16 protein-coding genes and 1 tRNA gene are annotated in these 18,191 nt (G+C 39.5%); 14 read left to right on the forward strand and 3 right to left on the reverse strand.

Annotated elements, in window-relative coordinates; genetic code table 11:
• The first annotated feature begins 17 nt into the window (after positions 1 to 17).
• From ISS83_00730 to ISS83_00795, 14 genes are all read left to right on the forward strand, one after another.
• Positions 18 to 1,028, forward strand: coding sequence for a CapA family protein (locus ISS83_00730; GenBank protein MBL7142179.1), 1,011 nt, complete (start codon positions 18 to 20; stop codon positions 1,026 to 1,028).
• A 120-nt stretch (positions 1,029 to 1,148) separates the two neighbouring features.
• Positions 1,149 to 2,381 carry a UvrB/UvrC motif-containing protein gene (locus tag ISS83_00735; GenBank protein MBL7142180.1) on the forward strand — a complete coding sequence of 411 codons (1,233 nt, stop codon included), beginning with the start codon at positions 1,149 to 1,151 and terminating at the stop codon, positions 2,379 to 2,381.
• A 20-nt stretch (positions 2,382 to 2,401) separates the two neighbouring features.
• On the forward strand, positions 2,402 to 2,761 hold the full coding sequence (locus ISS83_00740) for a phage holin family protein (protein MBL7142181.1): 360 nt from the start codon (positions 2,402 to 2,404) through the stop codon (positions 2,759 to 2,761).
• Between the two features lie 5 nt (positions 2,762 to 2,766).
• Entirely contained in the window at positions 2,767 to 2,982 is a 216-nt protein-coding gene (gene secG / locus ISS83_00745) for a preprotein translocase subunit SecG (GenBank protein ID MBL7142182.1), read from the forward strand.
• A complete protein-coding gene (locus ISS83_00750) occupies positions 2,983 to 4,965 on the forward strand; it encodes a peptidoglycan-binding protein (protein ID MBL7142183.1) in 1,983 nt (660 codons plus the stop codon). It begins immediately after the preceding gene.
• A complete protein-coding gene (locus tag ISS83_00755; GenBank protein MBL7142184.1) occupies positions 4,956 to 5,525 on the forward strand; it encodes a glucose-6-phosphate isomerase in 570 nt (189 codons plus the stop codon). Before ISS83_00750 ends, ISS83_00755 begins: the two co-directional genes overlap by 10 nt.
• On the forward strand, positions 5,522 to 6,388 hold the full coding sequence (locus ISS83_00760) for a UTP--glucose-1-phosphate uridylyltransferase (GenBank protein ID MBL7142185.1): 867 nt from the start codon (positions 5,522 to 5,524) through the stop codon (positions 6,386 to 6,388). Before ISS83_00755 ends, ISS83_00760 begins: the two co-directional genes overlap by 4 nt.
• A tRNA-Leu gene (locus ISS83_00765) sits at positions 6,389 to 6,475 on the forward strand.
• 46 nt (positions 6,476 to 6,521) lie between these two features.
• A complete protein-coding gene (locus tag ISS83_00770; protein MBL7142186.1) occupies positions 6,522 to 8,210 on the forward strand; it encodes a ribonuclease J in 1,689 nt (562 codons plus the stop codon).
• 4 nt (positions 8,211 to 8,214) lie between these two features.
• Positions 8,215 to 9,192 carry a tryptophan--tRNA ligase gene (gene trpS, locus ISS83_00775; GenBank protein MBL7142187.1) on the forward strand — a complete coding sequence of 326 codons (978 nt, stop codon included), beginning with the start codon at positions 8,215 to 8,217 and terminating at the stop codon, positions 9,190 to 9,192.
• Positions 9,193 to 9,317: 125 nt separating this feature from the next.
• Complete coding sequence (ychF, locus tag ISS83_00780; GenBank protein ID MBL7142188.1) at positions 9,318 to 10,337, forward strand: redox-regulated ATPase YchF; 1,020 nt, start codon at positions 9,318 to 9,320, stop codon at positions 10,335 to 10,337.
• Positions 10,334 to 10,747: a 30S ribosomal protein S6 gene (gene rpsF, locus ISS83_00785; protein MBL7142189.1), complete on the forward strand. Its 414-nt coding sequence runs from the start codon at positions 10,334 to 10,336 to the stop codon at positions 10,745 to 10,747. The genes ychF and rpsF overlap by 4 nt, the downstream gene beginning before the upstream one ends.
• Positions 10,734 to 11,156 carry a single-stranded DNA-binding protein gene (locus tag ISS83_00790; protein ID MBL7142190.1) on the forward strand — a complete coding sequence of 141 codons (423 nt, stop codon included), beginning with the start codon at positions 10,734 to 10,736 and terminating at the stop codon, positions 11,154 to 11,156. Before rpsF ends, ISS83_00790 begins: the two co-directional genes overlap by 14 nt.
• Positions 11,157 to 11,158: 2 nt before the next feature.
• Entirely contained in the window at positions 11,159 to 11,356 is a 198-nt protein-coding gene (locus ISS83_00795; protein MBL7142191.1) for a 30S ribosomal protein S18, read from the forward strand.
• On the opposite strand, the gene recA is transcribed toward ISS83_00795, so the two are convergent.
• From recA to rpoC, 3 genes are all read right to left on the reverse strand, one after another.
• Positions 11,327 to 12,328, reverse strand: a complete 1,002-nt coding sequence (recA, locus tag ISS83_00800; GenBank protein ID MBL7142192.1) for a recombinase RecA — start codon at positions 12,326 to 12,328, stop codon at positions 11,327 to 11,329. The genes ISS83_00795 and recA overlap by 30 nt on opposite strands.
• Positions 12,329 to 12,350: 22 nt before the next feature.
• Positions 12,351 to 14,510, reverse strand: coding sequence for a hypothetical protein (locus ISS83_00805; protein MBL7142193.1), 2,160 nt, complete (start codon positions 14,508 to 14,510; stop codon positions 12,351 to 12,353).
• 98 nt (positions 14,511 to 14,608) lie between these two features.
• A complete protein-coding gene (gene rpoC / locus ISS83_00810; GenBank protein ID MBL7142194.1) occupies positions 14,609 to 18,190 on the reverse strand; it encodes a DNA-directed RNA polymerase subunit beta' in 3,582 nt (1,193 codons plus the stop codon).
• Position 18,191 lies beyond the last annotated feature (1 nt).

An 18,191-nucleotide genomic window follows, 5' to 3' on the forward strand; every position in this document is an offset into this window, starting at 1 on the left:
AAAAAGGTATAATATATATGATGGCCTACTTAAAAACAAAACTGATTATCTTGACATTTGCCGTAGCAATAATTCTTTTTATTGCTGCTTCCTTTCTGATTAATCCGAAAACAATCGAAATCTTTCGTTCCCCTATTCCAGAAGAAACAGAAAACAAAACAGTAAGCGTAATTTTGACGGGCGATATTATGCTTGATCGCGGAGTAGAATATATGATAGAAAAACAAGAAAAAGGAGATTTCAGATTTCCTTTCCTGAAAATCGCTGATTATTTTAAAAAAACTGACATTGTTTTCGGCAACCTGGAAGGAATAATTTCTGACAAAGGAACGAAAATAGGCAGCATCTATTCTTTCCGAGCAGACCCCAAGGCAATGGAAGGCTTGGTTTTTGCCGGTTTTAGCGTAGTCTCCCTAGCCAACAACCACGCTTTAGATTACGGAAAAGATGCTTTAGAGGATTGTTTGGTTAGATTAAAAGATTCGGGTATTGACTACGTTGGCGCCGGTTTCAATGAAAAAGAAGCTTTTTCTCTTGTTATTGAAGAAATAAATGGCACTAAAATAGGTTTCTTGGCATATACTGATTTGGGTCCTGAAGTCTGGAGAGCCAGAGAAGAAAGCTCCGGTATTGCCTGGATTGAAGATTCCGACTTTGGAAAAATTGGACAAGATATTCAGAAAGCGAAAAATAATGTCGATGTTTTAATTGTTTCGATCCATTCGGGAGAAGAATACGTTCAGGAATTAACGCCATTTCAGCTAAACTTTACCAAAATGGCGATTGAAGCTGGAGCAGATTTAATAGTCGGTCACCATCCACATGTTGTCCAAAGAGACGAAAAATACGAACAGAAATACATCTTTTACAGTTTGGGTAATTTCATTTTCGATCAAAGCTTTTCAGAACAAACTATGCAAGGAGAAATCGTTGAAATTACAATAGAAAACAAAAAGATAAAAGAAGTTACAACAAAACAAATCAAAATAAACGAATTCTTCCAACCGGAAATCTATGAACCCCGTTAGAAGTCTTGGGCAGAAAAAATTAGATTAAATTTTTTTCTGCTTGTAAATAACGGGGTGTAATTAAAAACAGAAGTTTGTCTGAAATCAGCCGAAAACTGTATAAGACGAACTTCTAACGGGGTGAATAAATTCAAATTCCTGGACAAAAACGATATTTCTAAACTACCCAAAACCTCTGGCGTTTACGCTTTTTTTACCCGCCGAAGCCTCGGCGAAGGCAGGAAAAAAGGAAAACAAATACTTTACGTCGGCAAAGCAACCAACATTAAAGAAAGAGTGAAAAACCACAAAAAACTTCTCAGTCAGGCTGAAAAAATAGGATATATTAAAACCGATTCTGAAATCGAAGCTTTGATTTTAGAAGCAAGCTTAATCAAAAAATACCGGCCGAAATACAACGTTGCTTGGAAAGACGACAAGAATTATTTTTTTGTCGCAGTAACAAAAGAGAAATTTCCCGGAATTCTCATCACACACCAAACAAAACAGAAAAACAAATACCTTGGCCCTTTTGTGGACGGTTCTTCCTTAAAACAAGTTTTAATAATCCTAAGAAAGGTTTTCCCTTTTAGAACTTGTACAACCCTGCCGAAGAAGCCCTGTCTTTGGCATCAACTTAACCTCTGCCCTGCCCCCTGTCTGACAAAAACAAAAAACTTATGTCAAAAAAACGCTAATAATATTTTAAAGATACTCCAAGGAAGAAAAAACCAGGTTTTAAATAACTTAAAAAAAGAAATGAAAATAGCTTCCAAAGAACAAAATTATGAAAAAGCAGCAAAGACAAGAGATAAGATAGTTTATTTGGAAAGAATAATGCGCAACGCCAGAATTTTCGAACCCAATAAAGCTGATTCAACGCTTCAATCAATCTTAAAAGCTGAAAAACCGATTTCAAGAATCGAAGCTTACGATATATCCAATATCCAGGGACAGGAAGCAACAGGCTCCATGGTAACTTTTATTCAAGGAAAACCAAACAAAAGCTTTTACCGCAAATTCAAAATAAAGCTCCAGGCTAAGCCCAATGACGTGGCCATGATAAAAGAAGTCTTATCCCGCAGATTGAAACATAAAGAATGGCCATGCCCTGACTTAATATTGATTGACGGCGGCATCGCCCAATTGAATACTGCCATTAAAATGAAAAATGAAATAAACAAAAATATAAAAGCAGTGAGTTTGGCGAAAAAACAAAACAAACTTTTCATTGAAGGAAGAAAAAAGCCAATCCTGTTAAAAACTTTGCCTAAAGAAATCTTTAATCTTGTACTGCATTTGCGCGACGAGGCTCACAGGTTTGCCATAACCTACCACCGCAAATTAAGGACCAAGGCCTTGCTTCCCAGATGAATCTCTGATATCATGGATTTATGATTAAACTAATCTTTCAGGTCGCCGGTGGCGTATTAAGCTTTTGGTTAGCTATCAGATTCGTTCCTGGCGTTGAATTCATCGGAGAAACCAAATATCTGGTAATGGCCGGCGCTTTTTTAGGATTGATTAATTTCTTCATTAAGCCGATCCTAAAAATAATCACTCTGCCTTTAAGGATCTTGACACTCGGGCTTTTCGGCTTGATAATCAACATGGCTTTAATTTGGTTCGTTGATATCATTTTCCCGGAACTGGTCATCCCCGGCATCGTTCCGCTTTTCTGGACGACATTCATTGTCTGGCTGGTCGGTTATTTCCTGGGGCTCAGTTCTCCAAGTAAAAAAACTAATAACTAAGTAATATGCAGCAATACTTACCTTTAATTCAAATCATCGTATCTGTGTTATTAATCGTTTTCATTCTCCTGCAGCAAAGAGGAACTGCTTTAGGTTCTGCCTTTGGCCAGGAAGGAGGCTTTTACGCTACTAGACGTGGCGTGCAGCAAAAAATCCTTTGGGCAACAGTAGTCTGCGGAGTTTTATTCATCGGTTTGGCTCTGTTAAATCTCATTCTTTAAATGCCTTTTCTGATTTCCAAATGGCCTTCCAGGTCCCAATGGAGGCAATTTTTTAAAGTTTTCAGCAAAAGAGAAAAGACCATCTTCTTTGTTTTTTTATTTTTCGCTTTGGTTAGTTTGCTTTTCCTTTCTGTCAGTTTTTATCTGACTCATACGGAAATCCAGCCAGCCAATGGAGGAAACTACGTTGAGGGTGTAGTCGGCTCTCCAAGGCTGATCAACCCGCTTTATCCGTCCCGCGATGTTGATAGGGATTTGATTGAATTGATTTATTCTGGCTTGATGAAATACGACGGAGAAAGCCAACTGGCCGCCGACCTGGCAAAAGATTACAAAATTCTTGATAACGGGAAAGCATTTGAATTCTATTTAAAAGAGAATCTTCTCTGGTCAGACAACCAACCCCTAACAGCTGACGACGTAATTTTCACGGTCAAAGCTGTCCAGAACCAGTCCTTACATAGTTCAATCAGGGCAAAATGGCTGGGAGTAAAAGTAGAAAAAATATCTGATTTGGCAGTCCGTTTTGAATTAAACAACCCCTCTGCCGTCTTCTTGGAAAATTGCACCCTGAAAATCATGCCAAAGCATATCTGGAAGAATATTTCCGACCAAAACTTTTCTCTTTCAATATATAACTTAAAACCGATCGGCTCAGGCCCATATAAAATAAAGGAACTGCAGCAAGACAAAGAAGGCGCTGTCAGGTCAGCCAAATTGACGATAAACGGCAACTACCAGGGAAACTTGCCCAATATCCGGGGGATAACTTTCCTTTTCTTTGAAAACGAAGACGAACTGATTTCCGCTTTCAATTCCGGGAAAATAAAAGGATTTACCCTCAGCTCTCCGCAAAAGTATGAAAAGATAAAAGGGAATTCTTTTTCCGACTATCAGCTTATGGTGCCAAGCTACTTTGCCATTTTCTTTAACAATGAACAAGCTAAGGTTTTGGCTGACCAGAATATAAGAGAAGCTTTAAACTACGGCACCAACAAAGAAGAGATTATCAACGAACTTCTGGCTGGGCAAGGAAGAGTAGCTGATTCGCCGATCCTGCCTGACGTTTTCGGTTTTGAAAACCCTTCAAGCATTTACAGCTTTGATTTGGAAAAAGCAAAAGAGCTCCTGGAAGCAGCTGGCTTTACTGCAGGAGAATCAGGCATCAGGGAAAAAACAACTAAAAAAGAATCGTCTTTCCAATTCAAGAGTAATCTTCAATCAGGCTCCCAGGGAACTGAAGTCCAGGAACTGCAAAAATGCCTGGCTGAAGACCCTGAGGTTTATCCTGAAGGAGAAATAACAGGCCATTTCGGAGATAAAACAAAAGAAGCGGTAATACGATTCCAGGAAAAATATAAAGAAGACATTCTGGTGCCGAACAATTTGACCGAAGGCAACGGAAAAGTTTTGGGAAGCACCAAGAAAAAACTGAATGAACTCTGCGCTGCTCCCTCAGAACAAACCGCTTCCCTTTCTTTCACTTTAACGACAGCTGACCAGCCGATTATGAAAAACTTAGCTGCCCTTTTAAAACAGCAATGGCAGGCAATGGGAGTGGAAATAAACATCAATGCTTTAGATACATCAACTCTCGAACAAGAAGTGATAAAGCCAAGATACTATGAACTGCTTTTATTCGGCCAGGGCCTGGAACTCTTCCTGGATCCCTTCCCCTACTGGCATTCTTCACAAATCAAAGACCCGGGATTCAACCTTTCCAACTACGAAAATAAAGAAGCTGACAATCTTTTGGCTCAAGCACGACAAACTTTAGACCAAGAAGAAAGAAAAATGCTTCTGGAAGAATTCCAAAATATTCTCATTGAAGACGCCCCGGCAGTCTTCCTCTACAGCCCGGATTATATTTATTTGGCCTCAGAAAAAATAAAAGGAATCTCAGATAAAATAATTACCGACCCTTCCAAAAGATTCTCTGATATAGGAGATTGGTATATAAAAACAAAAAGAGTATGGAAATGAAAAAACCCGATATCCGCTATTTGAACGACATGAAAAATGTGCTGCAAGATAAAGAATGGGCAAAAAAAGCTCCAAATTATGAGCTGTACTATATGTATCGGGGAGTAAAAAAAGAAAAAGGGTTCAGATACAATATTACTGTGATTCCGCCAAGAATGCTTGGAAAAGAATTCGTAAAAACAAAAGGGCATGACCACATTGGAAAATTCAAGGAAATCTATACTATTTTGAACGGAGAAGCAATCTATCTTTTCCAGAAATGTAAAAACAAAATGGTTTTAGACGTTTATGCGATAAGAGCAAAGAAAAACGAGTCCGTATTAATCCCCGCAGGATACGGCCACATAACAATCAATCCTTCTAAAAAAATCTTGAAAGAAGCTGACTGGGCAGTAGAAAATTGTAAAAATGATTATAGCTTTATTGAAAAAATGGCTGGCATGTGCTATTACTATACGAAATCTGGCTGGATAAAGAACAAGAACTACAAAAAGATACCGAAATTAAAAATCAAAAAACCTCTTAAAAAAGCACCAAAAGACTTAAGCTTTCTAATATGATTAAAAAAGCTATTATTCCAATTGCTGGCTTGGGATCAAGATTCCTACCTCTGACAAAAACTGTTTCCAAAGAACTCTGGCCTTTAGTTGACAGACCGGTTTTGCAATATATTATTGAGGAAGCTTATGAATCAGGAATTAAAGAAATCATTTTCGTTAACAAGCCCGGCAACCAGCTGGTCAATAATTACTTTGAAAAAAAATTAAAAGAAAAGAAAACTTCTTTTTCCAAATACAAGAGCCATTTCTCAAACGAACTCGAAAGACTGGAGAAGATTTCAAAGAATCTTTCTTTCTATCATGTTTTTCAAAAAAAGCCTTTAGGAAACGCCCAGGCTGTATTGCAAGCGGAAAAATTAGTCGGCAAAAACCCTTGCGCTGTTTTGTGGGCAGATGACGTAGTTGAAGCAAAAGTCCCCTGCCTTAAACAACTGATTAAGGTTTTTACAAAATATAAAAAACCAATAATCGCTTTATACAAAGTGCCGAAAGAAAGCTTTCAGTTTTACGGAATGATAAAAGGAAAAAAAATAGCAAAAAGGACCTATAAAATTGAAGACTTCATTGAAAAGCCCTCGATTAAGGAATCTCCTTCTGATTTGGCTATTGTCGGAAAATACATTATCACTCCTCAGGTTTTTGAATACCTTAAAAAAACTAAGTTTGATTTGAAAAGCGACATAACATTAAGCACCACTTTAACTGATATGGCCAAAGATAAAAAAGACGTTTACGGCTATGAATTTGAAGGCAAATGGCTGGAATGCGGCAACAAACTGGCATATTTGAAATCAAACTTCTATCTTTCTTTGAAAGACCCGAGATTCGGCAAGGAACTCAAAAAATTCATTAAAATGCGCTAAGCGGACGTGGTGGAACTGGAAGACACGATAGCTTCAGGAGCTATTGGGAGCAATCTCTTGTGGGTTCGAATCCCACCGTCCGCACCAAAAAAAGTTCTCAAGTTTTAAACAATTATTTTTAATTAGAAAAGATATGATAACACAAACGAAACAGGAAAATCTCCGCCTCATCCCCTTAGGCGGACTGGGAGAAGTAGGAAGAAACATGATGCTTTTGGAATATAAAAGCAGCATTTTGATTATTGATATGGGCTTTCGCATGCCAGGAGAAGACATGCCCGGCATTGATTACATCGTCCCTAATATCAATTATTTGAAAGACAAAAAGAAAAACGTTGTCGGAATCGTTTTTACGCATGGACACTACGACCATATCGGCGCTGTCCCCTATTTGATTGAAAAAATCTGGCACCCTAAATTAGAAATCTTCGCTTCTTCCCTGACTCGCGGAATAATTATAAGAAGGCAGGAAGATTTTCCGAACCAGCCGCCTCTCAATATTAACGAGGTGAAAAACGGCTCTAAGATCAAACTGGGCCCGTTTAAGATTGAGTTTTTCAGGCAGAATCACAACATTCCAGACAATCTCGGCCTTTTTATTGAAACGCCTGTCGGCAATATCCTGCACACTTCTGATTTTAAGTTCGACCCAACGCCGATAAACGACCTGCCCACAGATTTCAATAAATTAAAAACAATGGCTAACAGAAAAATCCTGCTCATGCTTTCCGATTCTACCGGCGCTGAAGAAGAAAACCATTCTCTTTCTGAAAAAACAATTGAAAAGAATTTGGAGGAAATTTTCGAGAAAGCGACAGGCAGGATTATCGCAGCCACTTTCGCTTCTTTGATCAACAGGGTCCAGCAGATAATCGCTCTGTCTGAAAAATACGGCAGAAAAGTGATAATTGAGGGATACTCGATGAAAACCAACGTGGAAATTTGTAAAGTTTTAGGATTCATCAAATCAAAAAAGGGAACGATTATCAAAACGAAAGACGCCCACCGCTATCCTGATTCGAAAATAACCATTTTGTGCACCGGCGCCCAGGGAGAAGGTTCAGCCGTCTTAATGAGAATAGCTACCAGGGAACACCGCTTTATCCGCTTAAAAAAAGGAGATAATATTATTCTTTCCTCGTCTGTCATCCCGGGAAACGAAAGAACGGTCCAAAACTTGAAAGATGACATTCTGCGCCAGGGCTGCCGCGTATTCCATTACAAAATGATGGATATCCATGCTGGAGGCCACGCCCAGAAAGAGGAACTGATGGAAATGATAAAAATCATAAAGCCGACTTTCTTCATTCCGATCCATGGACAATATTCAATGCTTGTCAGCCACGCTGAAATTGCCAAGGAAGCTGGCATTCCTGAGAAAAATATAGTGGTAGCAGAAAACGGCCAGATTATCGACTTAACCCAAAAGAAAATCTCTGTTGAAAAATCATGGGTACCCTCAAACTACATTATGGTTGACGGCCTGGGCATCGGAGATGTCGGCGAAATCGTCTTAAGAGATAGGCAAATATTGTCCGAAGACGGCATGTTCGTCATTGTCGTGGTGGTGGATAAACAGACTGGCAAAGTAAAGGGCTCTCCTGATATAATATCAAGAGGATTCGTTTATCTCAGGGAATCGAAAGAATTGCTGAAAGATACAAGGAAAAAAGTAGTTGAAATTATCCACCATGCAACAGATTCCGGAGGGGCGGTCAATTGGAGCTATATTAAAGACGAAATGAGGAACAAAATCGGCCAGTTTTTCTACACCAAAACCAAAAGAAGGCCGATGATCCTGCCAGTGGTTATTGAAGTATAATTATATGAGAATTTTCAGCGGCATCCAGCCGACAGGTGAAATACATATTGGCAATTATTTGGGAGCGATAAAACAATGGCTTGAGCTTCAGGAAAAAAATGAATGCATCTTTTGCGTTGTTGATTTACATGCTTTGACAGTACCCTACGACACTAAAACCCTTCAAGAATTAATTCTGGAAAAAACAATAGCTTATCTGGCTGCCGGCATAAATCCTGAAAAATCAAACATTTTTGTCCAATCCCAAATAAAAGAACATTCAGAACTTGCCTGGATGTTAAACACGGTAACGCCTGTCGGAGACCTTTTAAGAATGACTCAATACAAAGAAAAAGCAAAGAAATTCCAAAATAATCTCAATGCTGGGCTTTTAAACTATCCCATTTTAATGGCTTCTGATATCCTTTTATATAAAACAGACTTTGTTCCCGTAGGAGAGGACCAGAAACAGCACGTTGAATTAGCCAGAACAATCGCTAAAAAATTCAATCAGCGATTCGGAGAAGTTTTCAAACTGCCCGAAGTGAAAATGATGAAAATAGGCTCGAAGATAATGAGCTTGACTGAACCAACAAAGAAAATGTCAAAAAGCGATTCTTCAGAAAGCTATATCGGCCTCTTTGACGAACCAGAAGTGATAAAAAGAAAAATAATGGCAGCGGTTACTGACACAGGAAAAATAATAAAATACAACCGGAAACTAAAGCCAGGCGTTTCCAATCTGCTAACAATATATTCTTTATTTTCCGAAAAAGGCGTAAAGGAACTGGAAAAGAAATTCAAAGGAAAAGGATATGCTGATTTCAAGAAAGCTTTAGCAGAGCTTCTAATTAATTCTCTGGAGCCTTTCCGCAAAAAAAGAAAAGAGCTTCTCCAGAGAAAAGTCTATGTCAAAGAAATTCTAGAACAAGGCAGAAAAAAAGCTGAAACTATCGCCCAATCCACTATTCAGGAAGTAAAGGAAAAAATGGGATTAGCTTAATATCTCGGCTCCTGATAAATTTTCACTATTGTTGGCATTCCCACTTTCTAAAAATATTCAAACTTTTTTCCCTCAACCCAAATAACTGGGTTGATTTTAATAATATTTTATTATATCATATTAGTATGTCTTTTTCAGTGGGTATAATCGGTCTTCCCAACGTCGGGAAATCAACCCTATTCAAAGCGCTTACCAAAATACCAGTTGATATAGCAAACTATCCTTTTACGACTATCCACCCCAATGTCGGAGTGGTCCAGGTGCCGGATAAAAGATTAGAAGAAATCGCCAAGATTATCAAACCGGAAAAAACCACTCCTACAATAATCGAATTTGTCGATATTGCCGGCTTGGTCAAAGGAGCGCACAAGGGTGAAGGCTTAGGCAACCAATTTCTGGCTCACATCAGGAACTGCGACGCCCTGGTTGAAATTGTCAGGGAATTTGAAAACGCCAAGGTTGAACACATGGACGGAACAGTTAATCCGGAAAAAGACATTGAAACAGTAAGAGTTGAACTTTTAATGAAAGACTTGGAAACTTTGGAAGGACTGCTTTCAAAAACTGAAAAAGATAAAAGTTCATCAAAAGAAACAGAGTTTTTGCAGAAAATCAAAGATTGGGTTTCCCAAGATAAGCTAATCTCGGAATTAGATTTAACAGAAGAGGAAAAAATAGAAACCAAAAAATACCAATTTCTGACCCAAAAACCCCTGCTTTACGTCCTGAATACCAATGGAAAAGCTGAGGCAATTTCCTCCATAAAATACCTGACAATGAATTTAAAAGACGAACAAGACTTTTCAGAGCTATTGCCAGAAGAAAGGCAGGAACTAAACCTCAAATCAAACCTTGACCAATTAATCACTGACTGCTACAATATCCTTGACTTAATCACTTTTTTTACAGTAGCCGGTTTAAAAGAAACGCGAGCCTGGACGCTTAAAAAAGGACTAACAGCCTATCTTGCCGGAGGAGTCGTTCATTCCGACTTCCAGGAAAAGTTCATCAAAGCGGAAGTGATCAACTGGCAAAAACTGATGGAAAGCGAGAACTGGCACAAAGTAAGGGAATTGGGCTTGTTAAAGACAGCTGGCAAAGATTACATTGTCCAGGACGGCGACGTAATTGAATTCAAAATATGAAAAACTACGAATTAACATATTTAATATCATCTGAAATTTCTGAGACAGAAACACAGCAACTGCAAGCCCAAGTTGTTTCTTTAATACAAACAGAGGGCGGCATTATACTAGAAGAAAAGATGCCCTTTGGAAGAAAATTAGCTTATCCTGTCAAAAAACAATCACAAGCCTATTTGAGTTGTCTGGTTTTTCAGTTAGAACCGGAAAAGCTGAAAGATTTGGAGAAAAAACTGAAAGAAATTAATCAAATTCTCCGCTATTTGCTTTTAGTTAAATACCCGGCTAAAAAACAAAAAGCCACTGCTTTCGCGAAGAAACCGAAGCCGCTAAAAACGGAAAAAGAGAAAAAAGTCGATATAAAAGAAATTGAAAAAAAATTAGACGAAATACTCGAAAATGAACCTGAATAAAGTTTTTTTAATCGGCCGCCTAACCAGAGACCCTGAAAAAAGAGCTCTGCCTTCCGGTCAATCAGTAACCTCTTTTGGAATGGCCACTAGCCGTTTTTACACTGATAAAACAGGACAAAAGCAGCAGCAGACAGAATTCCACAATATTGTCATGTTCGGCAAATTAGCTGACATTGCTGCTCAGTATTTAAACAAGGGTTCCTTGACTCTGATTGAAGGCAGGCTGCAAACAAGAACCTGGCAGGATGCTTCAGGCAATCAAAAATCAAGAACAGAAATCGTTGCAGAAAGAATGCAATTAGGCCCAAGGTCAGCCAATAAACCAACCAGTCAAGATCCGGAAAAAACATCAGAAGACATACCGGTTGTCGAGGAAGAAGAAATAGATATTAAAGACATCCCCTTTTAATTATGGAGTGCTATTTTTGCCAAAGAAATATTAAAAATATAGATTTTAAAGATACGCAAATTTTGTGGAGATTTATCTCAGCTTCGGGAAAAATCAAGCCAAAAAAAAGAACCGGAGTTTGTTCCAGCCACCAGAGAAAATTAACTCAGGCGATAAAAAGAGCCAGATACTTAGCTCTTCTCTCGCCAACTTCTAAGTAGCAATTCTTTAATTTTCTCAGTAATTTTAGGATTCGCTCTCAGGAATTCCTTGCTTGCCTCTACTCCCTGACCAAGCTTATCGTTTTCAAACTGAAGCCAAGAACCGGCTTTTTTTATTATCTCTGCTTTTACCCCGGCTGACAAAACGTCACCGTAATATGAAATACCTTCGTTGTAGAAAATATCGAATTCCGCTATCTTAAATGGCGGAGCAACTTTATTTTTGACTATCTTTGCTTTGATTCTTGAACCGATAACTTCGTCTTTTTGCTTAATTTGAGCGATTCTTCTCAAATCAATTCTAATAGAAGCATAAAATTTCAAAGCTAAGCCACCTGGCGTTGTTTCCGGATTCCCCCAGAGCACTCCAATTTTCATCCTTGTCTGATTAAGAAAAATCAAAACTGTTTTCGTTTTAGCAAGTATGCCAGACAATTTTCTCAGTGCCTGGCTCATCAATCTCGCTTGCAGGCCTATCTGGAATTCTCCCATTTCTCCGGCAATTTCAGCTCGAGGAACCAAAGCAGCAACAGAATCAACGACAATCACGTCAATCTCCCCTGATTTGATCAAGCTTTCAACTATCTGCAAAGCTTGTTCTCCTGAATCTGGCTGGGAAATCAAAAGGTCGTCAATATTGACCCCGATTCTCTTTGAATAGTCAGGATCTAAAGCGTGCTCAGCGTCAATAAAAGCGCCAACTCCCCCTTTTTTCTGAGCTTCAGCTAAAATATGCAGAGCCAGAGTGGTTTTGCCAGAACTTTCCGGGCCGAAAATCTCAACCACTCTTCCCCGAGGAACTCCAGCTACTCCCAAAGCCAAATCCAAAGAAAGAGAACCTGTAGGAACAGCATCAACGTCAACTGCTTTTGCATCCCTCAGTTTCATAATCGCTCCTTCCCCGAAGCGCTGCTTTATTTCATCGACTGCTTCCTGCAAGTTGCTTGATTGTTGAGTTTTTTTCTTTATCATATATTGTTATTTTATCAATAAATTAAATTTTTTCCCAGCCCTCATCTACTTCCTCGTTTTGCGCTTCCTGTTTTGAAAAGACTTCTCTTGGCTTTGCCCCTTCGCCAGGCCCAATAATCCCTTTTTCTTCAAGTATGTCCAGCAATCTGGCAGCTCTGGCATAGCCGATTCTCAGCCTTCTTTGCAAAAAAGAAGCAGATGCTTTTCTCGTTTCAATCACTATTTTCTTCGCTTCTTCATACAAAGGATCTTCACCTCCGGCATAGCCGTCAAAACTTTCTCCATTTTTTGTTTCTTCCAAGATTTTTTCCAAATCCTCTGCCAAATGGTTTTCAAATAAAGCAGGTTCCTGGGTGTCTAAAGCCTCTTCTCTTTGGTTTTTAACGTAGTCTATTACTTTTTTCACTTCTTTTTCTGAAGTGTAAGCGCCTTGTATCCTTTTCGGTTTTGAAACTTCTGCTGAAATGAAAAGTAAATCTCCAGCTCCTAAAAGTTTTTCAGCGCCAGCCATGTCCAAAACAGTACGGCTATCAACTTGCGAGGCAACTTGGAAAGTGACTCTTGAAGTAATATTGGCTTTTATCAGGCCGGTAATCACTTCTACTGATGGCCTCTGGGTGGCAACAACCAAATGAATACCCACTGCCCTTGCCATTTGAGCTAACCTGACAATACCAGCTTCCATTTCCCTGCCCTTAGCTGCCATCAAATCAGCCAGTTCGTCAATAATCAAAACAATATAAGGCAAGGGCTTTTCCCCTTCTTTCATGATTTTTGCATTATAGCTGTCTATATTCCTTGAACCATTGTTAGATAGAATATTAAATCTTTTCTCCATTTCCATAATCAGCCACTTTAAGGCATTGATCGTTCTCTGAGGATCGAAAATGACCGGAGTCAAAAGATGGGGAAGGTCTTTATAAGCTGAAAATTCAACCCTTTTCGGATCTGCCAGTATAAAACGCAGAGTTTCCGGAGAATTCTGATAAAGCAGACTCAAAATCAGAGAGTTCAAAAAAATAGTCTTGCCGGTACCGGTTGCTCCAGCCACCAAAAGATGAGGCATTCTGGCCAAATCAGCATAGCAATAATTTCCTGAAACATCCTTGCCTAGAACGATATTTAAGCCTGAAACAGCGCTTTGGAACTGGGGGCTAGCCACCAAATCCCTCATTCTGATCTGGCATCTTGTCTTATTGGGCACTTCAATACCGACCAATGATTTGCCTGGAATCGGCGCTTCAATCCTGATTGGATGGCTGGCTAAAGCCAAAGAAAGATTATTTGAAAGGGCGGTAATTTTGGAAAGTTTTATTCCTTCAGCCGGCTTTAAGCTGTATTGGGTGACTGTCGGACCAATATTGATTTCTGACATTTCTACTGATACGCCAAAGTTTTCTAAAGTCTTTTTAATGATTGCCGAATTGGTCACCGTATCGCCGGCAGTCGGTTTCCCCTTGTCTGTTTCTAATAATTCCAAGGGCGGAGTCTTATACTGCGCTCCTGCTAAAATATTAGGCAGTTTTTGGGTCTCAATATCCAAAATCGGCGCCTCTGGCTTAAAAGGAGTTTCTTTTACTTTTGGCTCAACCTCCCTGACCCTGAACTGCGGCAGGAATATTTTCTTTATTAAAGAAGGCTCCTTTTCTATTTCCTGTTTGTCTTGTTTAGGAGTTTCTTTAAGGTCAGGCCTTTTTATCAAATACCAAAAAATCAAAAGCCCTATAAGGATTATTCCGCCAAAAACTATCTTGGTCACCAAAAGCCCGAATAACTTCAAAAGGGGCCAGTTTAAGATATACCCCAGCCAGCCGCCCTGCTTTGCCTCGGAAGCAAAGCTTTCAATAATTCCGGATGTTCCGATAATCAAGATGAAAATCGCCAAGACTGTCGGGCCGAAAAACTTCTTATATTTTGTATTAAAAAAGACAATGCCAGCTAAAACCAAAATTAAAGGAATAAGGAAAATGGCACTGCCGATTAAGAAAGTAAGTCCTTTGATTAAAGCATTCCCAGCTACGCCAGCTAAACCAAAAAAACTCAAAGCAATAATTATCGCCAGGATGAAAATTATTACGCCGGAAATCCATTTCTTGGTTTCTCCAGGTAGATAAAAAATGCCTGGCCTTCTCTGTTTTGCCAGAAATCTTTTGTTATTTTTATATTTTTTCTTTTTCCCCACAGATAAAAATTTAATTTACTGATTCCATTCTATTATATCACTTCTTTGCCTAATTAAAAATCCCTACAACTTTATTTACGTCTGGGTTTTTGAGATCTTTACTTTTTCTTAAAGCCGGTACCAGCCGGAATCAGTTTGCCGATAATTACGTTCTCCTTTAAGCCTCTTAGTTTGTCTTCCTTGCCTTCAAGAGAGGCTTTTATAAGAACCCTAGAAGTTTCTTGGAAAGAAGCTGCTGAAAGGAAACTGTCTGTGGTCAAAGCAACCCTGGAAATGCCAAGCAAAACAGAAGCGCCTTTGGCCGGCTTTTTCTTTGCTTTTTTGAGCTGGTTGTTTTCTTCCAAGAATTTTGTTTTCTCAATAATTTCTCCTGGGGAGAATGAAGAATCTTCAGATTCTTTGATCTTTATTCTTGAAAACATCTGCCGGCAAATTATTTCAATGTGTTTATCGTGGATTAAAGCGCCCTGGGAAACGTAAATTTTCTGGATTTCCTTGATAATGTACTTTTGCGCTTCTTCTTCTCCAGCTAATTTGAACAATTCTTTCAATTCCAAGCTTCCTTCGCAAAGCTGCTGGCCTTTTTTAACTTCCTGGCCGATCTCCACCCAAATTGCTGATTTTGCCAGAATTTGGTATTCAAGCACTTCTGATTTTTTAGATTTTGATTTGCCGCTTTCCGCTTTTGATTTTATCTTTATCACCTTGTCTTGAGTTATTTCCAAAACTTTTCCGTCAGTACGGGATATTTCCGCTTTTCCACCAGGCACCCTTGCCTCAAAAACTTCCTGGACTCTCGGCAAACCCATGGTAATATCTCCTCCGCCCGCTACTCCTCCAGTATGGAAAGTTCTCATTGTCAGCTGGGTTCCCGGTTCTCCGATTGACTGGGCAGCCACCACTCCGACTGCTTCTCCTAATTGTATCGGCTTGTTTTTACCGACATCCCAGCCGTAGCACTTCTGGCAAACGCCCCTGATTGACTTGCAGCCTAAAGGAGACCTTATTTTTACCCCCTCAATGCCAGCCTTGGCTATTTTCTCAGCTTTTTCCCAATCAATAACATCTCCCTGTTTGCAGATTTTCTTTACGTTCTCAAGGCAAATCCTGCCCAAAAGCTTAAAAACAAAGTTCTGGCCGATTTCATCAGCATCTTTTTTCAATACAGTTACTCCTTCTTTGTCTCCGCAGTCCTCTTCAGTAATTATCGCCTCATGGGCAACGTCAACCAACCTTCTGGTTAAATAGCCTGCTGTGGAGGTTCTGAGAGCAGTGTCAGCTGTTCCCTTTCTGGCTCCGTGAGTGGAAATAAAGTATTCCAAAACGTCAAACCCTTCTTTAAAAGAGCTTTTCACGGGCAATTCAATAATCTGGCCTGCTGGATTGATCACCAAGCCTTTCATGCCAGCCATTTGCACTGGCTGGCCCCAGGAGCCCTTTGCTCCAGAATCAATAATCTGAAAAACCGAGCCGTCTTTCGGTAAAGCTTTTGGCACTAATTCTTCGATTTTGGTCTTGACCCTGCTCCAAACTTCGATAACTTTGGAGCTTTTTTCTTCTTTTGAAAGCAAGCCTTTTTTGAAATGCGCTTCAATTCCTTCTATTTCTTTTTCCGCTTCAGCGACAATCTTTCCTTTTTCCGGAGGAACGACTAAATCATCCATTCCCCAAGAAACTCCAGACCAGGTTGAATATTCAAAGCCCAATTCTTTTATTTTATCCAAAGCTTCCTCTGTTTTTTCAGAGTCGTATTTTTCAATAATGTCTCTGGTTATAATTTCCAAATCCTTGATTTTTATTAAAGAGTTCTGGAAAGGATAGTTTTCTGGCAAAGCTTCGTTGAAAATAATCCTGCCAACGCTAGTTTCAATTAAAGACGAAGTCTGGGAAAACCTGACTTTCATTTTTGCCTGTATATCAATGTCTCCTAACTCAAAAGCAAGAATAGCTTCGTCTTTGCTGCTGAATATCTTTCCTTCGCCTTTTGCTCCTTCTTTTAATCTCGTCATCCAGCTGCAACCAAGAATAATGTCCTGATTAATGCTGATGACCGGAGTACCGGTAGCTGGCTTCAAAAGATTATGGGTAAAAAGCATGATTTCCTTGGCTTCTTTTTGGGCTTTATCAGACAAAGGCAAATGAACTGCCATCTGGTCTCCATCAAAATCAGCATTAAAGGACTTGCAAACCATGGGATGGATCCTAAGTGATTCGCCTTCTATTAATATCGGGTAAAAAGCCTGAATTCCCAATCGGTGAAGAGTAGGGGCTCTATTAAGCAGAACAAGCTTATCTTTAACCACTTCTTCCAAGCTGGCCCAAACCTCATCGGTTTCCTGTTCGATTAATCTGGCTGCGCTTCTAACGTTATATGTCAGTTCTTTGTCCAATAATTTCTTAATAATAAAAGGTTTAAAAAGCTCCAAGGCCATTTTCTTGGGAATACCCACCTGGTTAAGCTTTAATTCAGGGCCAACGACAATGACTGATCTTCCGGAATAATCCACTCTTTTGCCCAGAAGGTTCTGTCTGAACCGTCCCTGTTTTCCTTTGAGTATGTCAGCTAAAGACTTTAGTAATCTTTTACCTCCGGTAGTGGCTGTGGTCATAGTTCCTTTTCTCATGCTGTTGTCAATCAAAGCGTCAACCGCTTCCTGAAGCATTCTTTTTTCATTTCTGACAATAACTTCCGGAGATCCTATTTCCAAAAGGTATTTCAAACGGTTGTTCCTGTTAATGACTCTTCTATAAAGGTCGTTTAAATCAGAAGAAGCGTAGCGGCCGCCGTCCAATTGGACCATTGGCCTTAAGTCAGGCGGCAACACAGGCAAACAGGTCAAAAACATCCATTCTGGCCTCACGTTGGCCTTAACCATTCCCTGAAGAAGCTTTAATCTGACCAGCATTTTTCTCTTGGAAACGGGCTGGGCAGATTCTATTTCTTTTTTCAGCTCTGTAATCTTTTTCTTTAAATCAATCTTTTCGAAAATCTTTCTCAGAACTTCAGCTCCAGTGCTTGCTTCGAAAATCTCTCCGTATTTCAAAGAAAGACGGTGGTAGTCAATTTCCGACAAAGTCTTAAAAGGCTTTAAATTCAAAACTTCTTCTCTGGCTGCGTCTTTAGCTGATTTCAAATCGCTCAATTTTATCTTTTCTTTTTTCGGGCCTTTTGTTTTTTTAACAGTTTTGGATGGCTTTTGCTCTTTTAGCTTTGATTTATATTCTTTCTCGATTTCTTCCAAAACCTTTTTCTTGGCTTCCTCGTCAATACTGATAACAATGTAAGAAGAAAAGTAAATTACCTTTTCAATTTGCTGCATCGGAATATCAAAAATCATGCCCATTCTGGAGGGCACTCCCCTCAAAAACCAGATATGCGAACAGGGGCTGGCTAAACTAATATGGCCCATTCTTTCCCTTCTGGTCTGGGCTTTGGTCACTTCCACTCCGCATCTATCGCAGACCATGGCTTTGTAGCGGATTCCCTTGTACTTGCCGCAATAGCATTCGTAATCTTTAACCGGACCGAAAATCTTCTCGCAAAAAAGCCCGTCTTTTTCAGCGCGCTGGGTCCTGTAGTTGATGGTTTCTGGCTTTGTCACTTCTCCACGCGACCAAGTCAAAATATCATCTGGCGAGGCAAGCTTTATTCTTATTGATTCTAAATCTTGTACTCTCATA

The sequence above is a fragment of the Candidatus Paceibacterota bacterium genome, from assembly GCA_016782605.1.
Classification (GTDB): domain Bacteria; phylum Patescibacteriota; class Minisyncoccia; order Minisyncoccales; family RBG-13-42-11; genus BS750m-G71.

Bases quoted from the DNA above. Each gene is read 5' to 3' on its own strand.
- ISS83_00730 (MBL7142179.1), top strand. From the start codon at position 18: ATGATGGCCTACTTAAAAACAAAACTGATTATCTTGACATTTGCCGTA.
- ISS83_00740 (MBL7142181.1), top strand. From the start codon at position 2,402: ATGATTAAACTAATCTTTCAGGTCGCCGGTGGCGTATTAAGCTTTTGG.
- secG (MBL7142182.1), top strand. From the start codon at position 2,767: ATGCAGCAATACTTACCTTTAATTCAAATCATCGTATCTGTGTTATTA.
- ISS83_00750 (MBL7142183.1), top strand. From the start codon at position 2,983: ATGCCTTTTCTGATTTCCAAATGGCCTTCCAGGTCCCAATGGAGGCAA.
- ISS83_00755 (MBL7142184.1), top strand. From the start codon at position 4,956: ATGGAAATGAAAAAACCCGATATCCGCTATTTGAACGACATGAAAAAT.
- ISS83_00760 (MBL7142185.1), top strand. From the start codon at position 5,522: ATGATTAAAAAAGCTATTATTCCAATTGCTGGCTTGGGATCAAGATTC.
- ISS83_00770 (MBL7142186.1), top strand. From the start codon at position 6,522: ATGATAACACAAACGAAACAGGAAAATCTCCGCCTCATCCCCTTAGGC.
- trpS (MBL7142187.1), top strand. From the start codon at position 8,215: ATGAGAATTTTCAGCGGCATCCAGCCGACAGGTGAAATACATATTGGC.
- ychF (MBL7142188.1), top strand. From the start codon at position 9,318: ATGTCTTTTTCAGTGGGTATAATCGGTCTTCCCAACGTCGGGAAATCA.
- rpsF (MBL7142189.1), top strand. From the start codon at position 10,334: ATGAAAAACTACGAATTAACATATTTAATATCATCTGAAATTTCTGAG.
- ISS83_00790 (MBL7142190.1), top strand. From the start codon at position 10,734: ATGAACCTGAATAAAGTTTTTTTAATCGGCCGCCTAACCAGAGACCCT.
- ISS83_00795 (MBL7142191.1), top strand. From the start codon at position 11,159: ATGGAGTGCTATTTTTGCCAAAGAAATATTAAAAATATAGATTTTAAA.
- recA (MBL7142192.1), bottom strand. From the start codon at position 12,328: ATGATAAAGAAAAAAACTCAACAATCAAGCAACTTGCAGGAAGCAGTC.
- rpoC (MBL7142194.1), bottom strand. From the start codon at position 18,190: ATGAGAGTACAAGATTTAGAATCAATAAGAATAAAGCTTGCCTCGCCA.